Origin of the sequence: Micromonospora sp. HM134, assembly GCF_007833915.1 — a bacterium.
GTDB lineage: Bacteria > Actinomycetota > Actinomycetes > Mycobacteriales > Micromonosporaceae > Micromonospora > Micromonospora wenchangensis.
This window is the reverse complement of the sequence record NZ_CP041061.1, coordinates 3,628,165-3,649,762: the sequence shown is the minus strand read 5'-3', so window position 1 is coordinate 3,649,762 and position 21,598 is coordinate 3,628,165. Positions and strand designations below refer to the sequence as shown.

At 73.8% G+C, this 21,598-nt stretch carries 19 protein-coding genes; 16 read left to right on the top strand and 3 right to left on the bottom strand.

Annotated elements, in window-relative coordinates; all coding sequences use genetic code 11:
• The first annotated feature begins 262 nt into the window (after positions 1 to 262).
• Positions 263 to 1,930, top strand: coding sequence for a (2,3-dihydroxybenzoyl)adenylate synthase (locus FJK98_RS15490; protein WP_145919650.1), 1,668 nt, complete (start codon positions 263 to 265; stop codon positions 1,928 to 1,930).
• Positions 1,931 to 2,045: 115 nt separating this feature from the next.
• On the opposite strand, the gene FJK98_RS15485 is transcribed toward FJK98_RS15490, so the two are convergent.
• Positions 2,046 to 2,492, bottom strand: a complete 447-nt coding sequence (locus FJK98_RS15485) for an SCP2 sterol-binding domain-containing protein (protein ID WP_145919649.1) — start codon at positions 2,490 to 2,492, stop codon at positions 2,046 to 2,048.
• A gap of 361 nt (positions 2,493 to 2,853) precedes the next feature.
• On the opposite strand from FJK98_RS15485, the gene FJK98_RS15480 reads away from it, so the two are divergent.
• The 9 genes from FJK98_RS15480 to FJK98_RS15440 all read left to right on the top strand — a co-directional run bounded on the left by FJK98_RS15480 (position 2,854) and on the right by FJK98_RS15440 (position 10,470).
• The gene (locus tag FJK98_RS15480; RefSeq protein ID WP_145919648.1) at positions 2,854 to 4,143 is read left to right on the top strand and encodes a nucleotide disphospho-sugar-binding domain-containing protein; all 1,290 of its coding nucleotides are present in this window, start codon (positions 2,854 to 2,856) and stop codon (positions 4,141 to 4,143) included.
• An 8-nt stretch (positions 4,144 to 4,151) separates the two neighbouring features.
• Positions 4,152 to 4,979: an alpha/beta fold hydrolase gene (locus FJK98_RS15475; protein WP_370517085.1), complete on the top strand. Its 828-nt coding sequence runs from the start codon at positions 4,152 to 4,154 to the stop codon at positions 4,977 to 4,979.
• 109 nt (positions 4,980 to 5,088) lie between these two features.
• The gene (locus FJK98_RS15470) at positions 5,089 to 6,330 is read left to right on the top strand and encodes a cytochrome P450 (RefSeq protein WP_145919646.1); all 1,242 of its coding nucleotides are present in this window, start codon (positions 5,089 to 5,091) and stop codon (positions 6,328 to 6,330) included.
• Positions 6,331 to 6,386: 56 nt separating this feature from the next.
• A complete protein-coding gene (locus FJK98_RS33225; RefSeq protein ID WP_168222625.1) occupies positions 6,387 to 6,617 on the top strand; it encodes a ferredoxin in 231 nt (76 codons plus the stop codon).
• Positions 6,617 to 7,366, top strand: a complete 750-nt coding sequence (locus FJK98_RS15460; protein WP_145919644.1) for an SDR family NAD(P)-dependent oxidoreductase — start codon at positions 6,617 to 6,619, stop codon at positions 7,364 to 7,366. Before FJK98_RS33225 ends, FJK98_RS15460 begins: the two co-directional genes overlap by 1 nt.
• Before the next feature lie 204 nt (positions 7,367 to 7,570).
• Complete coding sequence (locus FJK98_RS15455; RefSeq protein ID WP_145919643.1) at positions 7,571 to 8,407, top strand: alpha/beta fold hydrolase; 837 nt, start codon at positions 7,571 to 7,573, stop codon at positions 8,405 to 8,407.
• Positions 8,400 to 8,969, top strand: coding sequence for a TetR/AcrR family transcriptional regulator (locus FJK98_RS15450; RefSeq protein ID WP_145919642.1), 570 nt, complete (start codon positions 8,400 to 8,402; stop codon positions 8,967 to 8,969). Before FJK98_RS15455 ends, FJK98_RS15450 begins: the two co-directional genes overlap by 8 nt.
• Positions 8,966 to 9,340, top strand: coding sequence for a DUF4260 family protein (locus FJK98_RS15445; RefSeq protein WP_145919641.1), 375 nt, complete (start codon positions 8,966 to 8,968; stop codon positions 9,338 to 9,340). Before FJK98_RS15450 ends, FJK98_RS15445 begins: the two co-directional genes overlap by 4 nt.
• Positions 9,341 to 9,537: 197 nt before the next feature.
• Entirely contained in the window at positions 9,538 to 10,470 is a 933-nt protein-coding gene (locus FJK98_RS15440; protein WP_240762878.1) for an oxidoreductase, read from the top strand.
• A gap of 57 nt (positions 10,471 to 10,527) precedes the next feature.
• Here FJK98_RS15440 and FJK98_RS15435 read toward each other — a convergent pair whose 3' ends face one another.
• Entirely contained in the window at positions 10,528 to 11,526 is a 999-nt protein-coding gene (locus FJK98_RS15435) for an alpha/beta fold hydrolase (protein ID WP_240762876.1), read from the bottom strand.
• A 301-nt stretch (positions 11,527 to 11,827) separates the two neighbouring features.
• On the opposite strand from FJK98_RS15435, the gene FJK98_RS15430 reads away from it, so the two are divergent.
• Both FJK98_RS15430 and FJK98_RS15425 read left to right on the top strand, forming a co-directional pair.
• The gene (locus FJK98_RS15430; protein WP_145919640.1) at positions 11,828 to 13,195 is read left to right on the top strand and encodes an NAD(P)/FAD-dependent oxidoreductase; all 1,368 of its coding nucleotides are present in this window, start codon (positions 11,828 to 11,830) and stop codon (positions 13,193 to 13,195) included.
• A 175-nt stretch (positions 13,196 to 13,370) separates the two neighbouring features.
• Positions 13,371 to 14,330, top strand: a complete 960-nt coding sequence (locus FJK98_RS15425) for a hypothetical protein (protein ID WP_145919639.1) — start codon at positions 13,371 to 13,373, stop codon at positions 14,328 to 14,330.
• Between the two features lie 160 nt (positions 14,331 to 14,490).
• Here FJK98_RS15425 and FJK98_RS15420 read toward each other — a convergent pair whose 3' ends face one another.
• The gene (locus tag FJK98_RS15420; protein WP_205789462.1) at positions 14,491 to 15,477 is read right to left on the bottom strand and encodes a LacI family DNA-binding transcriptional regulator; all 987 of its coding nucleotides are present in this window, start codon (positions 15,475 to 15,477) and stop codon (positions 14,491 to 14,493) included.
• Between the two features lie 221 nt (positions 15,478 to 15,698).
• Here FJK98_RS15420 and FJK98_RS15415 point away from each other — a divergent pair, with 221 nt between their 5' ends.
• The 4 genes from FJK98_RS15415 to FJK98_RS15400 all read left to right on the top strand — a co-directional run bounded on the left by FJK98_RS15415 (position 15,699) and on the right by FJK98_RS15400 (position 21,595).
• A complete protein-coding gene (locus FJK98_RS15415; RefSeq protein WP_145919637.1) occupies positions 15,699 to 17,102 on the top strand; it encodes a PHB depolymerase family esterase in 1,404 nt (467 codons plus the stop codon).
• A 313-nt stretch (positions 17,103 to 17,415) separates the two neighbouring features.
• Positions 17,416 to 18,435, top strand: coding sequence for a hypothetical protein (locus FJK98_RS15410; RefSeq protein WP_145919636.1), 1,020 nt, complete (start codon positions 17,416 to 17,418; stop codon positions 18,433 to 18,435).
• Positions 18,436 to 18,526: 91 nt separating this feature from the next.
• Entirely contained in the window at positions 18,527 to 19,225 is a 699-nt protein-coding gene (locus tag FJK98_RS15405) for an SDR family oxidoreductase (RefSeq protein WP_145919635.1), read from the top strand.
• Between the two features lie 273 nt (positions 19,226 to 19,498).
• Complete coding sequence (locus FJK98_RS15400; RefSeq protein WP_145919634.1) at positions 19,499 to 21,595, top strand: cellulose binding domain-containing protein; 2,097 nt, start codon at positions 19,499 to 19,501, stop codon at positions 21,593 to 21,595.
• Positions 21,596 to 21,598: the final 3 nt, after the last annotated feature.

The window sequence follows — 21,598 nt, the reverse complement described above, 5'->3', positions numbered from 1 at the left end:
CCTCAACTGCGAAACATCCTGTTCCTTGGCCGATCGGAGGGGCACCTTCCTGAGTGCGATCGTCCCCGGCGGTGGACGGCCGGCAGGACCGGCGGTGACCTCCGCTAATGCCGGGGCGGGCAATAGCGCAATGCGGGAGAAGGAACTCGGCGGCACGCCTCCGTACGGTTTCCCCGCGAGTTCGACACACGATTTCGCGTCGCGCCGCCCGGGCTCCGACGCCGGTGCGCCGTGTCGACCGATCGGATCGGGAGGGCCCGACATGTCCGCAGAAGCGACCCGACCTACCCTCGACGGGACCGTGCCGTGGCCGCCGGAGCTGGTGGCGCGGTACACCGACCGGGGCTACTGGACCCACCGGCCGCTCGGGGCGTACCTGTACGCCGCCGCCGACGCCGACCCCGCCAGGACGTGCCTGGTCGACGGCCCGGTACGCCTCACCTTCGCCGAGCTGACCGCCCGCGCCGACGGCGCCGCCGAGCGCCTGCGGGAGCTGGGGATACGTCCCGACGACCGGGTGGTGGTGCAGCTGCCCAACTGCTGGGAGTTCGTCGTGCTGACGGTGGCCTGCTTCCGGCTGGGCGCGGTCCCGGTGATGGCGCTGCCGGCGCACCGGCGGCAGGAGATCGCCGCGATCGTGGCGTTGACCGGGGCACGGGCGCTGGTCGTACCGGACGTGTTGAAGGACTTCGACCACCAGGCGCTGGCCCACGAGGTGGCCGCCGACGCGCCGACCCTGCGGCACGTGCTGGTCGCCGGGGCGGACGTCCGCGCGGACAGTGTCGACCTGCGGCGGCTATGCCGGCCGGCGGACGTCCCGGCGGCGGCCCGCTCGGCGCTCGACGCCGCCGCGCCCGCCGGTTCGGCGGTAGCCCTGTTCCTGCTCTCCGGCGGCACCACCGGGGTGCCGAAGCTGATCGCCCGGACCCACGACGACTACGGCTACATGATGCGCCGCGCCGCCGAACTGTCCGAGGTGGACGCGTCGACGGTCTACCTCGCGGTGCTGCCGCTGGCGCACGGATACCCGATGGCCGGGCCGGGCATCCTGGGCACGCTGCTGGCCGGCGGTCGGGTGGTGATCCTGCCGTCGCCCGCGCCGGAGCGGGCGTTCGAGGCGGTGCAGCGGGAACGGGCCACCTTCACCTCGCTGGTGCCCGCCGCGGTGCAACGCTGGCTGGAGTACCGGGAGAAGGACCCGGACCGGGACCTCAGCTCGCTGCGCCGGGTCCAGGTCGCCGGCTCCCGGCTGGCCGACCAGGTGGCCCAGCGGGTGACGCCGGTGCTCGGCTGCGAGCTGCAGCAGGTGTACGGCATGGCGGAGGGGCTGCTCTGCCTCACCCGCCCGGACGACCCACAGGACGTGGTGTGCCACAGCCAGGGCCGGCCGATCTGCCCCGACGACGAGCTGCGGCTGGTCGACGAGGACGGGCGGCCGGTGCCGCCGGGCGAGCCGGGGGTGCTGCTGACCCGGGGGCCGTACACGCCGCGCGGCTACTACCGGTCGCCGGAGCTGACCGCGCGGGCGTTCACCGACGGCTGGTACAACACCGGGGACATCGTCCGGCTCCGGCCCGACGGGAACCTGGTCATCGAGGGTCGGGACAAGGATCTGATCAACCGGGGCGGCGAGAAGATCTCCGCCGAGGAGGTGGAGAACTTCGCCTACCAGCTCGACGCGGTGAGCCTGGCCGCCGCGGTCGCCATGCCGGACGCCGAGCTGGGCGAGCGGGTCTGCCTCTACGTGGTGCCGCAGCCCGGCCGGACGGTGGCCCTGCAGGACGTGCGGGCGGTGATGCAGCAGGCCGGGGTCGCCGCGTTCAAGCTGCCGGAGCTGCTGGTGACCGTCGACGAGCTGCCGTTCACGGCGGTCGGCAAGGTGAACAAGAAGCAGCTCCGCGCGGACGTCGGCCGCCGGCTCGCCGGCTGACCCACCGGCCGGGCCGGTGGGGCGGCCCGGCCACCCGCCGGCCGTCGACGGGGGCGGGACGGGGGGTGACACGAGGGCGGGGGCGCACCGGGTGCGCCCCCGCCCTCGTGTCCGGTCAGGGTTTCGGGATGTCGAACAGGGTGGGGATGCGCATGGCCAGCCCCCGGTCGCCCTTGGCCTTCATCCGGCCCAGCACGAACATGGTGACCGGGTTGGCGTTGCTGCTGACCAGTTTCAGGAAGTCGATGTCGCTGAGGGTGAGGGTGAGCCGGGGCGACCGGTCCGGCCGCTCCGACAACACGCACTCGCCCCCGGCGATGACCATCTCGTAGGTGTCCACCGTGCCCTCGCGCCGGTCGCCGACGCTCCAGTGCAGGACGGCCTCGGTGTCGCCGGCCCGGTCGGCGCGGAACAGGGTCGGCATCCGGACGAAGATGCCGTCGAGGATGGTGCGGCGGTGCGGGCCGCCCATCACCCGGCGCAGCTCGTCGACCGGGGTGGCGGTGACCAGTCGGGCGAAGTCTCGGGGTTCCATCAGGGCGGGGTCGGCGTCGGCGAACATGGGTGTCCCTTTCGTCGTGCGGGCAGGGAGGGGCCGGGCGGGGGTGGCGGCCGGGCGGCGGGTCGCGGCGCGACCGTGACGGCGGGCCGGCGACACCGGCGTGTCGGGCATCCGACCGGTGGGCGGCCGGCGCGTCGGACGGGCCGCCTGTCCGTCGAGTATGGAGAGGTCAGCGGGGGCTGCCTACTTCGACGATGCCCGGTCGCCGCCGGCGAAAGGGCATGTATGGAGATGTCCCGGGACGGCCGGGGCCGAGATCATGGTGGGGAGGAGGTCGACGGGGGGCGCAGCACCGTGCCCGCGTGACGGTCGGCCTCCGGCCGCCGCCCGCCGGGCCGGGACACCGAGCTGAGGAGACCGGATGAGAGTGCTCTTCGTGCCGCACGCCAACAAGGCGCACCTGCACATCATGACGCCGTTGGCGTGGGCGCTGCGCACGGCCGGACACGACGTCCGCGTCGCCAGCCAGCCCGAGATCGCCGACGCCATCATCGCGGCCGGGTTCGTGCCGGTCGAGGTGGGTCGGACGCGCACGGAGATGCCGGCCTTCTACCCGGGGGTACGCCCCGGCGAGGCGCCGCCGGTGGTGATGGCCCCCGGTGAACGCCAGGAGATGCCGTTGCAGCAGGACTTCCCGCGCGACAACCCGTTGGAGAAATTGTCCCGCGCCTCCTGGGGCTTCGCGCTGTTCTCCACCGACGAGATGATCGCCGACCTGGTCGCGCTGATCGCCTCCTGGCGGCCCGACCTGGTGGTCTGGGACTCCATGGTGTACGCCGCGCCGGCCGCCGCCACCGTCTGCGGGGTGCCGCACGCCCGGATGATGATGGGCCCGGACGGGATCACCCAGCTGCGCCGCGCCGCCCGGGACCAGGGCGACCCGCTGCGCGACTGGCTGGACCGGGTGCTGGGCGGCTACGGCACCCGGTTCGACGAGGACGTGGCCGTCGGGCACTTCACCATCGACCCGATGCCGCCGTGGCAGTACCAGCCCGACGGGCTGCACCTGGTGCCGGTGCGGCACATCGCGGTGAACCCGCCGGCCCGGATTCCGGACTGGTTGCGCGAGGAGCAGCAGCGGCCCCGGATCTGCCTCACCCTCGGCGAGTCGCACCGCAACGGGCGCGGCACCGAGGCCCCCGCCGCCGACCTGCTGGACGCGGTGAGCGGGCTGGACGCCGAGGTGATCGCGACCTTCAACGCCAAGCAGCTCGCCACCATCCCGAAGCTGCCGGACAACGTCCGGGTGGTCGACTTCGTGCCGCTGGCGATGCTGCTGCCGAGCTGCGCGGCGATCGTGCACCACGGCGGGGCGGGCACCTTCGCCACCGCCATCGAGCAGGCCGTACCGCAGCTGATCATTCCGGGGACGCACTGGGGCTTCCAGTGGTGGGGGCCGCTGGCGCACGCCAACGGCCTGCAACAGCAGGGCGCCGGCCGGTTCGTAGCCGACGCCGACCACCTCACCTCCGAGGCGCTCGCCGAGGATCTGGGCCGGGTGCTCAAGGACCCGTCGTTCAAGGCGAACGCCGAGCGGCTGCGGACCCAGGTGGCCGGCCTGCCCACCCCGAACGACCTGGTCCCGGCGCTGCACCGGCTGGTCGACCAGTACCGGGACGTGGCCGCCGCACGGGCCGGGCGGCCGACATGACCGGGTCGCTGCGGTTGACCACCGACGCCGGCACCTTCGACGCGTTGAGCGCCGGCCCCACCGACGGCCGGGGCGTGCTGCTGCTGCACGGTTTCCCGCAGGGGGCCGTCGAGTGGGAGCACCAGCTCGCGGCGCTGGGCGCGGCCGGCTACCACGCCGTCGCGCCCGACCAGCGCGGCTACTCCCCCGGGGTACGGCCCGACGACGTCGACGAGTACCGGATGGACGCGCTGGTCGGCGACGTCGTCGCGGTCGCCGGACAGCTCGGCTGGTCGCGGTTCGACCTGGTCGGGCACGACTGGGGGGCGGCGATCGGCTGGGCGGTGGCCGACCGGCGTCCGGAGCTGCTGCGGACCTTCACCGCCGTGTCGGTGCCGCATCCCCGGCCGTTCGCCGACGCGCTGGCCACCGACGCCGACCAGCAGCGCCGCTCGGCGTACCTGGCGATGTTCCGGCAGCCGGGGCAGGCCGAGGGGATGCTGCTGGCCGACGACGCCGCGTTCCTGCGCCGGATGCTGGGCGCGGCGGGGCCGGCGAAGCTGGCCACGTACCTGGACCGGTTGACCGCGCCCGGCGCGTTGACCGCCGCGTTGAACTGGTACCGGGCGACCCGGCCGGAGGACGTCGAGGCGGGGCCGGTCGAGGTGCCGACGCTGTACGTCTGGGGCAGCGACGACATCGGTGTCGGCCCGGTCGCGGCGCACGGGACGGGCGCCTGGGTGAAGGCCCCGTACGAGTTCCTCACCTTCGACGGGGTGTCGCACTGGGTGCCCGAGGAGGTGCCGGACCGGCTCTCCGCGGCACTGCTCGCCCATCTCGCCCGGCACCCGGGATGAGCCGGCCCGCGCCGCCCTGGCGCGTCCCGGGTCGACGCCGGGTTCCGTGTCGGCTCCGGGGGCCGGGCCGCCGCCCGGGGCCACCGACCCACACACCGAGAGGATCAAGATGACCGTTAACAGCACATTCGCCGCCAACGCGGCGTCCACCGGGGAGACACCCGACTTCCCGATGCCCCGTACCTGTCCGTTCGCCCCCGCCCCCGAGTACGTCGGGTTGCGCGCCGAGGCGCCGGTCAGCCGGGTCCGGGTACCGGACGGGCAGCTCGCCTGGCTGGTCACCCGCTACGCCGACGTCCGGCGGCTGCTCACCGATCCCCGGGTGAGCGCCGACCGGTTCCACCCGAACCTGCCGCTGACCGAGCCGGTGACCCCGCAGACCCGCCGCAACATCGCCGCCGTGGGCCGCTCGCTGATCGGGCTCGACCAGCCGGAGCACGGCCCGCAGCGGCGGATGCTGATCGGCGACTTCACGCTGCGCCGGGCGCAGGAGATGCGCCCGCACATCCAGCGCACCGTCGACGAGTGCATCGACACGATCCTGGCCGGGCCGAAACCGGTGGACCTGGTCGCCGCGTTGGCGCTGCCGGTCCCCGCCTCGATGATCACCAAGCTGCTCGGCATGCCGTACGAGGACCGCGACCTGATCGTCCGCAGCGCCGACGCCCAGTTGCGCCGGACGGTCTCCGCCGAGCAGCGGCAGCAGACCAGCAGCGAGCTGCGGGCCTACGTGGACCGGCTGGTCACCGCGAAGGAGGCGGAACCGACCGACGACCTGCTCGGCCGGCTGGTGGTGCAGAACCGGGAGACCCCGCTGTTCGACCACGACATGCTCGTCGGGTTGGCGATGCTGCTGCTGGTGGCCGGCTTCGAGACCACCGCCAGCATGATCTCCCTCGGGGTGGCCGGGCTGCTGGAGAACCCCGACCAGCTCGCCGTGGTAACCGGCGACCCGACGGCGATGGGCCTGGCGGTGGAGGAGCTGCTGCGCTACTTCACGGTCGTGGACGCGCTGCCCCGGGTGGCCACCGCCGACATCGAGGTCGGCGGGGTGACGGTCCGGGCCGGCGACGGGCTGCTGCTGTCGTTCGCCTCCGCCAACTGGGACACCGACGTCTTCACCGACGCCGAGGTGTTGGACGTCCGCCGGGGCGCGCGGCACCACATGGCCTTCGGCTACGGCATCCACCAGTGCATCGGGCAGAACCTGGCGCGCGCCGAGCTGGAGATCGTGTTCCGTACCCTGTTCGCCCGCATCCCCGGGCTGCGGCTGGCCGAGGAGCTGGACGGCCTGCCGTTCCGCAAGGAGTCCAACATCTACGGCCTGGACCGGCTGCCGGTGACCTGGTGAGGGAGGTTGCGGTGAGTGTGGGCGACCCGGTGGGCGCGGAGGAACCGACGACGACGCTGGTGGTGAGCCGGGGCCTGTGCATCGGCGCCGGGCAGTGCGTGCTGTCCACCCCGGAGCTGTTCGACCAGAGCGAGGACGGCCGGGTGCTGCTGCGCCGGCAACCGGACGACGCCGAGCAGGCGCGGGTCGCGGTCGACCTCTGCCCGTCGGGTGCGCTGCGGCTGACCACCGGGCGGCGGTCCCGCGACGGCGGCGACCCGGGCGCGCCGGCGAAGGGGTGGGGCTGATGGCGACCGGCACCGGTACCCGGATCGCCGTGGTGACCGGCGGGGGGCGGGGCATCGGGCAGGCGATCTGTCAGGGGCTGGCCCGCCGGGGCATGGACGTGGTGGCGGTGGACCTGGTCGACCCGATCGAGACGGTGGCGCTGGTGGAGGGCGAGGGGCGCAAGGCCCTCGGTGTCACCGGGGACGTCTCCGACCCCGACGACGTCGCCCGGATCGGCGCGGAGATCACCGCCGGGATGGGCGGCTGCCACGTGCTGGTCAACAACGCCGGCATCTACCCGGCCAAGAACATCTTCAAGCTGGAGTACGAGGCGTGGCGGCGGGTGCTGGCGGTCAACCTCGACTCGCAGTTCCTGATGACCAAGGCGGTGCTGCACCACATGTGCGAGGCGCGGTGGGGGCGGATCGTCAACCTCACCTCCAACTCGGTCGGGCTGGCCCTGCCCGGGTTCACCCACTACATGGCCAGCAAGATGGGGGTGATCGGGTTCACCCGGGCGCTCGCCAGCGACGTCGCCTCGTACGGCATCACGGTCAACGCGGTCGGGCCGACCCTGTCGCGTACCCCCGGGCTGGCGGAGAGTCCGATGGCCGGCGCGGCGCAGGAGCACGTGGCGGCGATGCAGGCCATCAAGCGGCCCGGCGAGGCGCAGGACGTGGTCGGCACGGTGGCCTTCCTGGCCAGCGACGACGCCGCGTTCGTCACCGGGCAGACGATCATGGCGGACGGCGGTCTGGTCCGGTTGTGACCCGTCCCCGACCATCCGGGGGGTCTGGTCGCTTGCGCGACGTCGATCCGATTCGAGCGGTGCCCGCGGGCGCGGGCGTGCGGGGGTCGCTGATTCCCGCACGCCGGCCCGGTGCGGCGTGATCCCCTGGTGAGGGCGGGTGCCGGGCGTCACCCTCCCGGCAAAGCTATTGTTATTAGCTTTTCGGCTAGCTAAGCTAGCTTCATGACCGACGCCCGGAGCAGCACCCACCCACCGACCCGCTACCTGCACCGCCCCCAGGGCCGCGTCGCCTACGACCTGCAGGGCGACGGCCCGCTGGTGGTGCTCGTCCCCGGCATGGCGGAGCTGCGCTCGTCCTACCGGTTCCTCGCCCCCGCCCTGGTCGCCGCCGGTTACACGGTGGCCACCACCGACCTGCGCGGCCACGGCGACAGCGACACCACCTTCACCTCCTACGGCGACCCCGAAACCGCCTCCGACATCATTGCCCTGATCGACGAACTCGGCCGGCCGGCCGTCATCGTGGGCAACTCGCTGGCCGCCGGCGCCGGCGTCATCGTCGCCGCCGAACACCCCGGGAAGGTCCGCGGACTCGTCCTCGTCGGGCCCTTCGTCCGCAACCCCCGGCAGCCCCCCGGCATGCGGAGCCTCTTCCGCCTGCTGACGTCCCCGCTCTGGGTGGCCGCCGTCTGGAAGGCCTACCTGCCCACCCTCTACGCCGGCACCAAACCGGCCGACTTCGCCGAGTACCGGGCGGCCGTCGTCGCCAAGCTCCGCCAGCCCGGCTACGGCACGGCGTTCTCCCGCACCGCACGGCAGACCGACCACCGGCCCGCCGAGGCACGACTGGCCGACGTGGACACCCCGGTGCTGGTCGTCATGGGGGAACGCGACCCCGACTTCACGGACCCGGCGGCCGAGGCGGCCTGGATCGGCGAGACCCTGCGCGGCGAGGTGGTCATGGTGCCCGACGCCGGCCACTACCCGCAGTCCCAGCAGCCCGAACGGACCACCGGCGCGGTGCTCGACTTCCTCACCCGGATCAGCACCCGTGCCTAGGGCCGGCCTCACCACCGACGCGGTCGTCGCACGCGGCGCGTACCTGCTCGAAGCGCACCCGCACGACGAACTCACCCTCGCCGCGCTCGCCGAGAGCCTCGGCGTCCGCGTCCCGTCGCTCTACAAGCACATCGACGGCCTCCCGGGACTCCGCCGGGGCATCATGCTCCGCGCCAAGGCGAACCTGTCGACGACGCTCGCCGAGGCGTGCGTCGGCCGGGCCCGCGACGACGCGGTCCGCAGCCTCGCCACCGCCTACCGCAGGTGGGCGCAGCAGAACCCGGCGCAGTACCCGATGACCATCCGGGCGCCCGCCCCCGACGACGCCGAGGACCGGCGGGTGAGCGACGCCGCCGTCCAGGTGGTCTACCGCGTGCTCGCCGGCTACCGGCTGCTCGGCGACGACGCGGTCGACGCCACCCGGCTGCTGCGCACGGTCATCCACGGCTTCGTCAGCCTGGAGACCGCCGGCGCGTTCGCGCTCGCCGCCGACCTGGAACGCAGCTACGACCGGGCCGTCGACAGCGTCGTGTCCGCCCTCGAGAACTGGAAGGGCCGGTGACCGCCGCGCCCGCCCGCACCGCACCACCGGCCACCCCGGTGCCCGTCCTCTACCGCGTCGAGGGCGCGGCCGTCGCCGCCGCGGCCGTCGTCCTCGTCGTGCTGACGGGCTTCGCCTGGTGGTGGCTGTTCGCCCTGTTCCTCGTCTTCGACCTGTCGATGCTCGGCTACGCCGTCGACCACCGCGTCGGCGCGATCGTCTACAACCTGGGGCACACCTACGTCGCCCCGTTCGTCCTGCTCGCCGGGTACGGCCTCGCGCACGCCCTCGACGCGACCGGGTGGACGCCGCTGGCGCTCGTGGCCGCCTGCTGGTTCTTCCACATCGGCGTGGACCGGGCACTCGACTTCGGGCCGCGCCCGCTGCGCTGACCCCCGCCACCCGCACCGCACCCACGCCCACCCAGGGTCACCCCACCGACGACACGCTGCGTCGACCTGCGCGACGGTGTCCCCGTCGTCCGCGAGGATGGCCGACGGGAGGCGGGCGTCCCCGCCGACGCCCGCCGACCGGGCAGGCCCGCACACACGGGCGTCGCGGGTGCGGCGTCCCGCCGAGGGGAGCAAGGGTGACACTGTCGGACAGGCTCGCGCCGGAGGCCGGGCGGCTCCGGCTCGGCGACGAGCTGAGCGTCAACCGGCTGGGCTTCGGCACCATGCAACTGCCCGGCCCCGGCTCCTTCGGCCCCCCGGACGACCACGCGGGCGCGCTGGCGGTGCTGCGCCGGGCGGTCGAGCTGGGGGTCGACTACCTCGACACCAGCGACTTCTACGGCCCGCACGTGGCCAACGACCTGATCCGCGAGGCCCTGCACCCGTACCCCGACGACCTGGTCATCGGCACCAAGATCGGGGTGGAGCGCGACAGGTGGGGCGACTTCGTGCCCGCCGGGGCGCCCGACCAGCTGCGCCGGCAGGTGCAGGAGAACCTGCGCCGGTTGGGCCGGGACCGGCTGGAGCTGGTCTACCTGCGCGTCGGCGGGGACGGGCTGCTGCGGCCGGGCGACGTCCGGTTCTCCGAGTCGTTCGCGATGATGGTGCGGCTACGCGACGAGGGCCTGATCGGCGGCGTCGGGCTCAGCGGCGTCACCGTCAAGCAGCTCGACCAGGCGCGGGCGACGATCCCGATCGCGGCCGTGCAGAACCGCTTCCACCTGCTCGACCGGGAGTGCCACGACGTGCTGCGGCGGTGCGCCGAGGAGGACATCGCCTTCGTGCCGTACTTCCCGCTGGGGGCGGGGCTGCTCGGTGCCCGGCACGGGCGGCCGCCGCTGCCGTTCGGGCCCGACTTCAGCGCCGCGCAACGGCGTACCGTCGACGGGGTCGCCGACGGGCACGGCGCGACCCGAGCGCAGGTCGCGATCGCCTGGCTGCTGGCCTACTCGCCGACGGTGCTGGTCATTCCCGGCACCAGCTCGGTGCGGCACCTGGAGGAGAACATGGCCGCCGCCCGGCTGCGGCTGACCCCGGCGGACCGGGCCGCGCTCGACGCGCTGGCCTGACCCGGACGATCCACCGCCGGGTGCCCCGCAGGGGGGTACGGGGCACCCGGCGGTGGCTCAGGCGGCGCAGCCCGCGAGCGCCGGGGTGGGGGCGGGCGCACCGGGCAGGCCGAGGAACAGTCGGGTGCAGTCGATGAGGAACTGCGGGTTCTCCTCCGGAACCCAGTGGCCCGAGTCCGGTACGACGACCTGCCGCACGTCGGTGCCGACCTGCCGGTAGGAGGCGGCGACGCCGGGGCCGAAGGAGAACGCCGCGCCCATCGCCACCACCGGCAGGGTCACCGGCTTGACCGGGGCCTGCGCCCGGTTGTCGGCGATGTCGGTGTTGAAGGCGCGGTAGTACTCGTAGCCGGCCGTCCGGTCGGCCGGGTCCCGGTAGGCGCGGTAGTAGACCGGCCGGTCGATCGTGTCGTGCTGGGACGAGAAGTCGAAGATCCGGTCCAGGTAGACCGGGACGTCGTCGTTGTCGATGAGCAGCTCGGGCGTCGGCGCCGGGGTGGCGTTGAACAGGAAGTGCCAGCTGCGGCTGTACAGGTCCTCCAGGCCGAAGCCCGACAACGCGGTCTCGATCACGATGACCCGGGACACGTCGGCCGGGTAGTCCCGCGCCCACGGGTAGGCCACCAGCGCCCCGACGTCGTGGCCGATCAGGTCGACCCGGCCGAGGCCAAGCTGCTGGGTCGCCGCGTGCAGCCGACGGGCCGTGGTGGCCTTGTCGTACCCGCCGGCCGGCGCGGCGGAGTCACCCAGGCCGGGCAGGTCGAACGCGACGACCGTCCGGCCGGCGCGCAGCGCGGGCAGCACCGGTCGCCACGCCTGCCAGGTCTGCGGCCAGCCGTGCAGCAACACCAGCGCCGGCCCGCTCCCGCCCCGGACGTAGTGCAGCCTGGTCCCCTCGACCTCGACGAAGCCGTGCCGGAAGCCGGCGGGCAGGGCCCGGTCGGCGGTCCCGGCCGGGCCGGGCGGACCGGCGACCGCGTTGGGGGCGGCCACCAGCAGGAGCACGAGTCCGGCCACGGCGGCGACGACCCGACGCCACGGGTGGCGGCGCGGCACCGGGGCACCGGGAGAGACGGACGTTCGCGGGAAGCGGCGCACGAGGAGTCCTTTCGTCCGGGTCAGCACTGTCAGGTGACGCGGGGGGCGGCGGCCGGGGCGGAAGCCGACCCGCCCGTACCGGGACGCCGGTGGCCCGGCGGGGTCGCCGACGGCCGCCCCGCAACGCGTCGTGCGACGACCGATGGGATTCGCGCCGTCGCACCATGTCACCATTCCCCGGCGCGTAGACCACGTCAATGGTCGATGTTGCGCACGTTACGAGACGACAGGCTGACACCCGTACACCTAAAGTCAGAACATGGCGACCGACAGTGCGGTGGTGGTCGGCGCGAGCATCGGCGGGTTGCTGGCCGCCCGCGCCCTCAGCGAGACCTACGGCCGGGTCACCCTGGTCGACCGCGATCCCCTGCCCGAGCAGGCCGCCAGCCGCCGCGGGGTGCCGCAGGGCCGGCAACTGCACGTGCTGCTGGACCGGGGACGGCAGGTGCTGGAGGACCTACTGCCCGGGATCACCGGGGAGCTGACCGCGCTCGGCGCGCCCCTGGTGGACCTGCACGGTCAGGTGCGCTGGTACAACGACGGCTACCGGATGCGGCCGGCGACGTCCGGGCTACGGGCGATCGGGGTGAGCCGTCCCCTGCTGGAACAGGTCGTCCGCAACCGGGTGACCGCGCTGCCGGGGGTGACCGCACTGCCCGGACACGAGGTGACCGACCTGGTCGGCACGCCCGACCGGCGACGGGTGACCGGCGTACGGGTGCACCGCCGGGCCGACGGCCCCTCGGCCACCCGCGAACTCTCCGCCGATCTGGTGGTCGACGCCGGCGGGCGGGGCACCCGGAGTCCGGTGTGGCTGGCCGGGCTCGGCTACCGGCCCGCGCCGCAGGAACAGGTGGACGTCGGACTCACCTACGTGACCCGGCTCTACCAGCGGGAACCGCAGCAGCTCGACGGGCTGCTCGGCGTGCTCACCAACGCGGTGCCCGGCTTTACCCGGGGCGGCATCGTGGCGGTGCAGGAGCAGGGCCGGTTCGCGGTGGCCCTCAGCGGGATGTTCGGCGAGGAACCACCGCTCGACGACGCCGGCCTGCTCGCCTATGCCGCGAGCCTGCCGGCGCCGGAGATCGGCGCGCTGCTGCGGCAGGCCCGCCCGCTCGGCGCGCCGGCCCGGATGCGCTTCCCGGCCAGCGTCCGCCGCCGCTACGAGCGGCTGCGCCGGTTCCCCGCCGGATACCTGGTCTTCGGTGACGCGTTGTGCAGCTTCAACCCGATCTACGGGCAGGGCATCACCGCCGCCGCGTTGCAGGCGGTGGAGCTGGCCCGGCTGCTGCCCGCCGGGCCGCACGGGTTGGCCCGGCGGTTCTTCCGGCGCGCCGCCCGGGTGATCGACATGCCGTGGTCCATCGCGGTCGGCACCGACCTGCGGTTCCCCGAGGTCCCCGGCCCCCGGTCGTTGCGGGTCCGGCTGACCAACGCCTACGTGCACCGGCTGCACGCCGCCGCCACCGCCGACCCGGCGCTCGGTGCGGCGTTCCTGCGGGTGCTCAACCTGGTCGACCCGCCGCGCCGGTTGCTCGTCCCACCGGTCGTGGCGCGGGTGCTGACCGGGTCGCGGGCGGCACCCCGGCCGGCTGACCGGCCCGCCGAAGTCAGCACGCAAGGATAAGACCGCACCGGTACGCCTCGGCATGCTGTGAGCGGGCAGCGGTCGCTGCCCGGCGGGTGCAACGGCGTACGGCGTCACCCGTCAGGGCCCGGGGCCCGAGGGCCGGGCGCCCTGCCGGGTCGGGTCGCCGTCCGGTCGGCCGTGGGCCCGCCCGGACCGGCAGAGACGAGGCACGATGGCCCTGCGAGAAAGCCCCGAGTCCCCCACCCCCCGCCGGCCGGTGTCGCCGGCGCCGGTGGAGCTGGCCTCACCGGCACCCACCCGGCACGGCACCGCCGCGCTGGTCAGCGCCGCCGCCGGCGTGCTGCTGGCGGTGCTCTGGTCGTTCGAGTTCGTCGACTCGGTCATCGGTGACACGGTGGCCAACAACCTGCTCGGCCACGACGCGAAGGCGACGGCGATCGGCGGCACCGGGGCGGGCCTGCTGTTCGCCTTCGTCTCCGGGTTCGCCGGCACCTTCACCGCCTGCAACATCGCGATGGTCGCCTCGGTCGGGCCGTTGAGCCAGGCGGGGGCGTCGAACCGGCTGCGTCACCACCTGCGGTCGCTGCTGCGGCCGGTGGGCTGGTTGGCGCTGGGGATGGTCGCGGTCTCCGCGACGTACGGCGCGGTGGGGGTGCTGATCGGCGACGGCCTGCCGCAGCTGTCCACCGACACCGTCGGCGGCATGCCGGTCCGGCTGATCCAGTCGTCGGTGGTCTTCGGGGTGATCGGCCTGGTGCTGGCCCTGCTCGGGCTCAGCGCCCTCGGCTTGGTGCCCGACGTGTTCGCCCGCCGGCCGGTGGCCCGGGTGGTGCTGATCGGGGCGCTGATCGGCGGTTTCCTGATCGGGCGGCCGTACCCGCTGTTCAACAAGCTGTTCCACTGGGCGGTGGAGACCGGCAACCCGGTGTACGGGGCTGCGGCGTTCACCCTCCAGTCGCTGGGCAACATCGTCATCGTGACGCTGCTCTTCGTCGTCGTCGTGCTGGTCACCCGGGGTGGTTTCCTGCGCTGGATGACCGACCCGGCCCGCTCGGCGCTGGTCACCGGCACCCTGTTGGTCGCCCTCGGCGTGTTCACCGTCGTCTACTGGGACCTGCGGGTGCCGTCGATCTTCGGCGTCGGCTGGTTCCCCACCATGCCCTACAACTGACCCGCCCCCGCCCTTCCCCTCCCCCCGCGCCGACCCGCGCCCGCCGCAGACCCCGTTGATCAAGAGGTTTGCGTCACCGATGATCTTCCGGTTGACGCAAACCTCTTGATCGACCCCCTCGGACGGGGGTGGGGAGGGTGGGGGTGGGGTGGGGCGGGGGTTAGGCGGGTGGGGCGGCGACGCTGGCGCGGTGGACCAGGGTCGGGGCGATGGTGTGCCGCTCCACCACCCCCGGGCCGGCCTCGATCTGCCGCAGCAGCATCGCCAGGCCGGCACGGGCCACCGCGTCGAAGTCGGGCCGTACGGTGGTCAACGGCGGGATGAAGTACGCCGCCTCCGGCACGTCGTCGAAGCCGACCACGCTGATCTCCTCCGGCACCCGACGCCCGCGCTCGCTCAACGCCCGCAGCACCCCCAGCGCCAGGTGGTCGTTGGCCGCGAAGATCGCCGTCACCTCCGGCATCCGGGCCAGCATCTGCCCGCAGCGGTAGCCGGACGCCGCGCTCCAGTCGGCGGACAGCACCGGCGGCACCTCCGCGCCGGCCGCCCGCAGCGCCGCCCGCCAGCCCTCGACCCGGCCGGCGCTGTCGAACCAGTCCGCCGGGCCGGAGACGTGCCACACCGTGCGGTGCCCGGCGTCCAGCAGGTGTCGGGTGGCCAGCCCGGCCCCGGCCGCCTGGTCGACGGTGACCAGCGCCGCCTCCCGGGCCGGGTCGCCGTCGACGGTGACCAGCGGCACGCCGTGCGGCAGGTGGTCGAGCGCCTCGTCGGCGGAGGCCACCGGGGCGATCACCACGATGCCGGCGACCCGGTGGTCGAGGTGCCGCTCCACGGCTGCGGAGATGGACCGCCGGTCGAGGGTGCTGACGCTGCCCACGCTGACCGCGAACCCGGCCGACGCGGCGGCCTGTTCCAGGGCGGCCAGCAGCGACGCCGGCCCGTAGAGGGTGCTGTTCTGGGCGACCACCCCGATCAGCTGGGAGCGGCCGGTGACCAGTGCCCGCGCGGCGCGGTTCGGTCGGTAGCCCAGCTCGGCGATCGCCGCGCGCACCCGGACCCGGGTCTGTTCCCGTACGTTCGGGTGGTCGTTGAGCACCCGGGAGACCGTCTGGTGGGAGACTCCCGCGAGGCGGGCTACGTCCGTCATCGCAGGACCACGCATGGGGCCATTATCCACCGGGGCGGCCCCGCCGGACGCCGGTGTCCACGCCGCCCGGGGACCGGAAGTTCCGGTGCGACGGGCCGCCTTGCCAAGCCGGGGACGGGCTAACGATACTCATGGATGTTCCTGAGCCGGACACGATCGAGCGCCGGGCAGCCTCGATCGGCAGAGCTGTGTGTCCGCGATCCTCCGGAGGAACCCGTCCCATGAGACCCAGGATCAAACTGTTCGGCACCGCCCTGGTCGCCGCCGCGCTCACCGCGCTGGCCGCGATCGCCGCCCCCACCCCCGCCTCGGCGGCGACGCTGACCCAGGTGACCAACTTCGGGGCCAACCCGAGCAACCTCCAGATGTACCTGTACGTGCCGAACACCGTGGCGGCCCGGCCGGGCCTGCTGGTGGCGGTGCACTACTGCACCGGCAGCGGCCCGGCGTTCTATTCCGGCACCCAGTACGCGGCCCTGGCAGACCGGTACGGCTACATCGTCATCTACCCGTCGGTGACCCGCAGCAGCAAGTGCTTCGACGTCTCCTCCCCGCAGGCGCTGCGCCGCGACGGGGGCAGCGACCCGGTGGGCATCAAGTCGATGGTCGACTACGTCCGCTCCCGGTACGCCGTCGACCCGAACCGGATCTTCGCCACCGGCACCTCGTCCGGGGCGATGATGACCAACGTGCTGCTCGGCGACTACCCGGACGTGTTCGCCGCGGGCGCGGCCTTCGCCGGGGTGCCGTTCGGCTGCTTCGCCACCACCGACGGCTCGGAGTGGAACAGCCAGTGCGCCAACGGGCAGGTCACCAAGACCGCGCAGCAGTGGGGCGACCTGGTCCGCAACGCCTACCCGGGGTACACCGGCAAGCGGCCCCGGATGCAGCTGTGGCACGGCACCAACGACGAGACGCTGCGCTACCCGAACTTCGGCGAGGAGGTCAAGCAGTGGACGAACGTCCAGGGGCTGGGCCAGACGCCGACGTTCACCGACACCCCGCAGGCCGGCTACACCCGCACCCGGTACGGCGGTAGCGGCGGCACCGCGCCGGTCGAGGCGATCAGCATGCAGGGCGTCACGCACAACCTGCCGGTCGACGCCGCCCAGGCGATCCGCTTCTTCGGCCTGGACGCCCCGCCGACCACCACCCCGCCCCCCACCACGACGCCGCCGCCCACCACCACTCCGCCGCCCACCACCACTCCGCCGCCGACCACCCCGCCGCCCACGACGACGCCGCCGGTGCCGACCACCACGCCGCCGACGCCGTTCCCGCCCACGCCCACCACGCCGGGTCCGGGGGCCGAGTGCCGGATCGCCTACACCGTGAACGCCTGGAACACCGGCCTGACCACCGCGATCACGATCACCACCCTCAGGGACACCGGGGTCAACGGCTGGAGCCTGGCGTTCACCCTCCCCGCCGGGCAGACCATCACCAGCGGTTGGAACGCGACCTACTCGCCGACCAGTGGAGCGGTCACCGCCAGCAACGTCTCCTACAACGGCTCGATCCCGCCGGGCGGCTCGGTCAGCATCGGATTCCAGGCCAACCACACCGGCAACACCGCGAAACCGGCCTTCTTCACCCTCAACGGCTCGCCCTGCGCGGTCGTCTGACGGCACCCACTGGCGGTGATCAAGAGCTTTGCGTCATCCCGATCGGCTCTCATGACGCAAACCTCTTGATCACCGCCGCTCCCCCGATCCGTCCGACCGGGCGGTCCGGTTGCCGCGCGGACGGGTGGGGGTGGGGTGGTTCGGTGGATGTGGGGGTGCGGGCGGATCGATAGGGTGACGGTGACGGGGGGTCGCCTGGGGTCGCGGGCCGGGGTCGCCGGCCGCGCCGCAACGGGCGGGGTGTGCAGCCCGGTGGACCAGCCGCAAGCCGACCGCGCCGTCGTCACCACCGGTCGTCCACAAGGGAGCGTCTATGCGTCTGACTCTATCGATGAAACTGGTGCGCCGCCGGTTGCCCGCGTTCGCTCTCGGCCTGGGCGCGGTCACGCTCGTCGCCACCCCGGCCGCCGCCGTGCCGGCGGCCGGCCACCCGGCGACCTCCGCCACGGGCGTCGCCGCCACGGCCGCCCGGCCCTCGGCCGCCCGCGCGACGGGCTGGACGCCGGTGCCGGGCACGGCGCAGGCCCGGTCCGCGCCGGCCACCGCCACCTACGGCGGCGACCTGCACGTCTTCGTGCAGGGCCCGGACGGGCAGGTGCGGGTCGACCGGTACGACACCAACACCGACGCCTGGTCCGGCTGGTCCACCGTCCCCGGTGACGCCATGGCGACCTCGGCACCGGCGGCGGCCGTCTACGGCGGGGAACTGCACCTGTTCGTGCAGTCCGACCAGAAGGTCCGCACCAACCGGTACGCCCTGGACACCGGCGCCTGGTCCGGCTGGAGCACGGTCCCCGGCACCACGTCCGCGTCGTCGGCCCCGTCCGCCACCGTCTACGGCGGTGACCTGCACCTGTTCGTCCGGGGCGCGAACGGCAAGGTCCGTACCAACCGGTACACGCTGGGCACCGCCGCCTGGTCCGGCTGGGCCACCCTCGCCGGCCCGACCGGCGCCAACTCGGCCCCGTCCGCCGCCATCTACGGCGGTGACCTGCACGTCTTCGTCCGGGGCACGAACGGCAACGTGCGCACCAACCGGTACTCGCTGGCCACCGGGGCCTGGTCGGGGTGGAGCGACGTGCCCGGCGCCGCACGCGCGGCGTCCGCGCCGGCCGCCCTGGTCTACGGCGGCGGGCTGCACGTCTTCGTCCGCACCGGCGGCGACGACCTGCGCACCGCCTGGTACCTCCAGGACTCCGGCGCGTGGACGGGTTGGAGCACGATCGACGGCCCCGGCCCGACGATCTCCGCCCCGGCGGGAAGCGTCTACGGCGGTCTGGTCCGGTTGTTCGTCCGGGGCACCGACGACGAGGTCTACCAGGGCCAGCCCTGACGGTTGCCGCTGCGACGCCGCCCCGTCCACCGACCCGGTGGGCGGGGCGGCGTCGCGTCGCGGCCGGACGGTGGCGGCTAGAGTCCGGGGCGTGGATGCGCAGGGGCGACGGGCGGTCGTGGTGGGCAACAGCGACGGTGTCGGGCTGGCCCTCACCCGGCGACTGGTGGCGGCCGGCTGGACCGTCGCCGGACTGTCCCGCAGCGGCAGCGACCTGACCGCCCCCGGCTACTCCCACCACGTCGCCGACGTCACCGGCGACACCTACCGCGAGGTGCTGGCCGGGGCGGTCGACCGGCTCGGCGGGGTGGACGTGTGCGTCTACGCGGCGGGGGTCGGTGAGTTCTTCGACCTCGGCGACCTGGCGGCGCAGACCAGGGCGCTGGAGGTCAACCTGATCGGTGCGGCGCGCACCGTGGAGGTGGTCGTGCCGGCGATGGTGGCCGGGGGCGGCGGTCACCTCGTGGGCCTGTCCAGCCTCGCCGACGTCGCCCCGTCGGCCCAGGCCCCCGGGTACGCCGCCGCCAAGGCGGGATTGACGTCGTACCTGGTCGGGCTGCGGGGCGCGCTGCGCCCGCACGGGGTGCGGGTGACCGTCGTCCGGTTCGGGTTCGTCGACACCAAGATGGCGAAGTCGCCGGTCAAGCCCATGCTGCTCAGCGTGGAGCGGGCCGCCGACGTGGTGCACGACTGCCTGCGTACCCGGCCGGCGGTCGTCTCCCGGCCCCGCCGGATGGCCGCGGTGGTGCGGGCGGCCGGGGTCGCGGCGAGGGTGGCCGCCCGGCGGTGAGCCGTACCGGCCGGCGGGGTGGTCCGTGGGGCCGCCTTGAATTCGTCACGATCGTCGTGGGATTCTGATGCGTCGATGACTTGCCGCGCGTGGGGCTGACAGTCGTCCAGGGCAACCGGGAACCGCTGGGTTTCCGGGGGACGGCGACAAGCACGACGGAACGACGCCAGCACTCCCGTCCATCAGTCCCGCCCGCCGTCTCGACGCCCTCGTGGGCGACGCAACCCCGACCGGCCGGGCGATGTGCTGTGGTGACCCCCGAAGGAACCCCGTATGAACAGAGATTCCGCCCCACCGTCGCGCCCGTCGCGTCGCGGCCCGGGGCGCTGGACGGCGCTCGCCGCGAGCCTGCTGCTCGCCACCGGTGGGCTCGCCGTGGCCGGCTCGTCGCCCGCCGACGCGGCGGCGGACCCGGTGGCGGTGACCGTCAACGCCAACGCCGGGCTGGCCACCGTGCCGGACACCGCGCTGGGCGTCAACCATGCCATCTGGGACTCCCAGCTCGGCACGGCCGAGACGTCGGACCTGCTCAAGGCCGCCGGTGTGCGGATGATGCGCTACCCGGGCGGCTCGTACGCCGACATCTACCACTGGCGCGACCACACCGCACCCGGCGGGTACGTCGCCCCGAACACCGACTTCGACACCTTCATGGCCGCCGCCCGGCGGGTCGGCGCCCAGCCGATGATCATCGCGAACTACGGCACCGGCACCCCCGCCGAGGCCGCCGACTGGGTGCGCTACGCCAACGTCACCAAGGGGTACGGCGCGAAGTGGTGGACGGTCGGCAACGAGAACTACGGCAACGGCCACTACGGCTCGGCCTGGGAGGCCGACGACCACCCCGACAAGAGCGCCAGCCAGTACGCCCGGCTGGTGGTCGACTACGCCGACGCGATGAAGGCGGTCGACCCCACGATCAAGGTCGGCGCGGTGCTGACCATGCCGGGCAACTGGCCGGACGGGATCACCGCCGGCAGTGACCCGGGCCCGTGGAACCGGACCGTGCTCTCCATCGCCGGCCCGAAGATCGACTTCGTGGACGTGCACTGGTACCCGGGTGGCACCGCCGCCGAGTCGCTGGCCCGGACCGCCCACATCGACGAGGCGGCCCACCTGCTGCGCGACCAGCTCACCCGGTACGCCGGCCCGAACGCCGCCCGGATCGGCATCAGCTTCACCGAGCTGAACGTCGGCACCGGGCAGAACACCCAGCCGGGCGCGCTGTTCCTCGCCGACGCCTACAGCGACCTGCTGGAGAACGGCGTCTTCACGGTCCAGTGGTGGAACGTGCACAACGGCATCGGCACCGTCACCGAGGTGGCCGGGCAGACCGACTACGGCGACTTCGGGCTGCTGTCCAGCGGCGGGTGCACCGCCGACAACACGGTCTGCGAGCCGCCGCTGAACACCCCGTTCGCCCCGTACCACGGGCTGTCGATGATGAACCTGTTCGCCCGGCCGGGTGACCAGTTCGTCCGGGCGGCCACCGACCAGCCGCTGGTCACCGCACACGCCGTGCGGCGGGCCGACGGGGATCTCGCGGTGCTGCTGGTCAACAAGGACCCGGACAACGCCCACCCGGTGACCATCGACTACGCCGGTTTCACCCCGTCGGGTGCCGCCCCGACCACGTACTCGCTGACCAACGGGGCGTCCGGCGTGGTCACCGGCCGGTCCGGCAGCGCCGGCAGCCGGACGCTGCCGGCGTACTCGCTGACCACGCTGGTGCTGCGGCCCGCGTCCCCGGTCACCGCGCACCCCGCCCCGCCGGGGCAGCCCACGGCGAGCGGGGTGACCGACGGGTCGGCGACGATCTCCTGGTCGCCGGCCCCGCCGAAGGGCGCCCCGATCGCCAAGTACGAGGTGTACCGGCAGAACGGCACGGTCAGCGAGCAGCTCGGCGAGACGGCGGGCACCTCGTTCACCGTGGACAACCTCGTCCCCGGCACCCGGTACACGCTCAACGTGCTGACCCGGGACACGGCCGGGAAGGTCTCCTGGTCGTCGTCGCCGGTCACCTTCACCACCGCCGGCCCGGCCGGGAGCAGCTGCACCGTCCGGCTCACCACCGCCGGTGACTGGGGCAACGGCTGGGTCGGCAACGTCGAGATCGTCAACAACGGGGCGAACCCCGTCGACGGCTGGACGCTGACCTGGAGCTGGCCGACCGGTTGGCAGCAGGTGAGCAGCGGTTGGAACGCCACCTGGACCCAGACCGGGCGTACCGTGACGGTCGCCAGCACCGACGACAACCGGCGGATCGCCGCCGGTGGCAGCACCACCGCCGGTTTCGTCGGTTCCTACGGCGGCCCGAACGTCCCGCCCACCGGTTTCGTGCTCAACGGCACCCCCTGCACCGTGGGGTGACCG

What these genes read in the sequence shown, in the direction of transcription:
- FJK98_RS15490 (WP_145919650.1), top strand. Translation starts at nt 263, where the DNA reads ATGTCCGCAGAAGCGACCCGACCTACCCTCGACGGGACCGTGCCGTGG.
- FJK98_RS15485 (WP_145919649.1), bottom strand. Translation starts at nt 2,492, where the DNA reads ATGTTCGCCGACGCCGACCCCGCCCTGATGGAACCCCGAGACTTCGCC.
- FJK98_RS15480 (WP_145919648.1), top strand. Translation starts at nt 2,854, where the DNA reads ATGAGAGTGCTCTTCGTGCCGCACGCCAACAAGGCGCACCTGCACATC.
- FJK98_RS15470 (WP_145919646.1), top strand. Translation starts at nt 5,089, where the DNA reads ATGACCGTTAACAGCACATTCGCCGCCAACGCGGCGTCCACCGGGGAG.
- FJK98_RS15460 (WP_145919644.1), top strand. Translation starts at nt 6,617, where the DNA reads ATGGCGACCGGCACCGGTACCCGGATCGCCGTGGTGACCGGCGGGGGG.
- FJK98_RS15455 (WP_145919643.1), top strand. Translation starts at nt 7,571, where the DNA reads ATGACCGACGCCCGGAGCAGCACCCACCCACCGACCCGCTACCTGCAC.
- FJK98_RS15430 (WP_145919640.1), top strand. Translation starts at nt 11,828, where the DNA reads ATGGCGACCGACAGTGCGGTGGTGGTCGGCGCGAGCATCGGCGGGTTG.
- FJK98_RS15425 (WP_145919639.1), top strand. Translation starts at nt 13,371, where the DNA reads ATGGCCCTGCGAGAAAGCCCCGAGTCCCCCACCCCCCGCCGGCCGGTG.
- FJK98_RS15420 (WP_205789462.1), bottom strand. Translation starts at nt 15,477, where the DNA reads ATGACGGACGTAGCCCGCCTCGCGGGAGTCTCCCACCAGACGGTCTCC.
- FJK98_RS15415 (WP_145919637.1), top strand. Translation starts at nt 15,699, where the DNA reads ATGAGACCCAGGATCAAACTGTTCGGCACCGCCCTGGTCGCCGCCGCG.
- FJK98_RS15410 (WP_145919636.1), top strand. Translation starts at nt 17,416, where the DNA reads ATGCGTCTGACTCTATCGATGAAACTGGTGCGCCGCCGGTTGCCCGCG.
- FJK98_RS15400 (WP_145919634.1), top strand. Translation starts at nt 19,499, where the DNA reads ATGAACAGAGATTCCGCCCCACCGTCGCGCCCGTCGCGTCGCGGCCCG.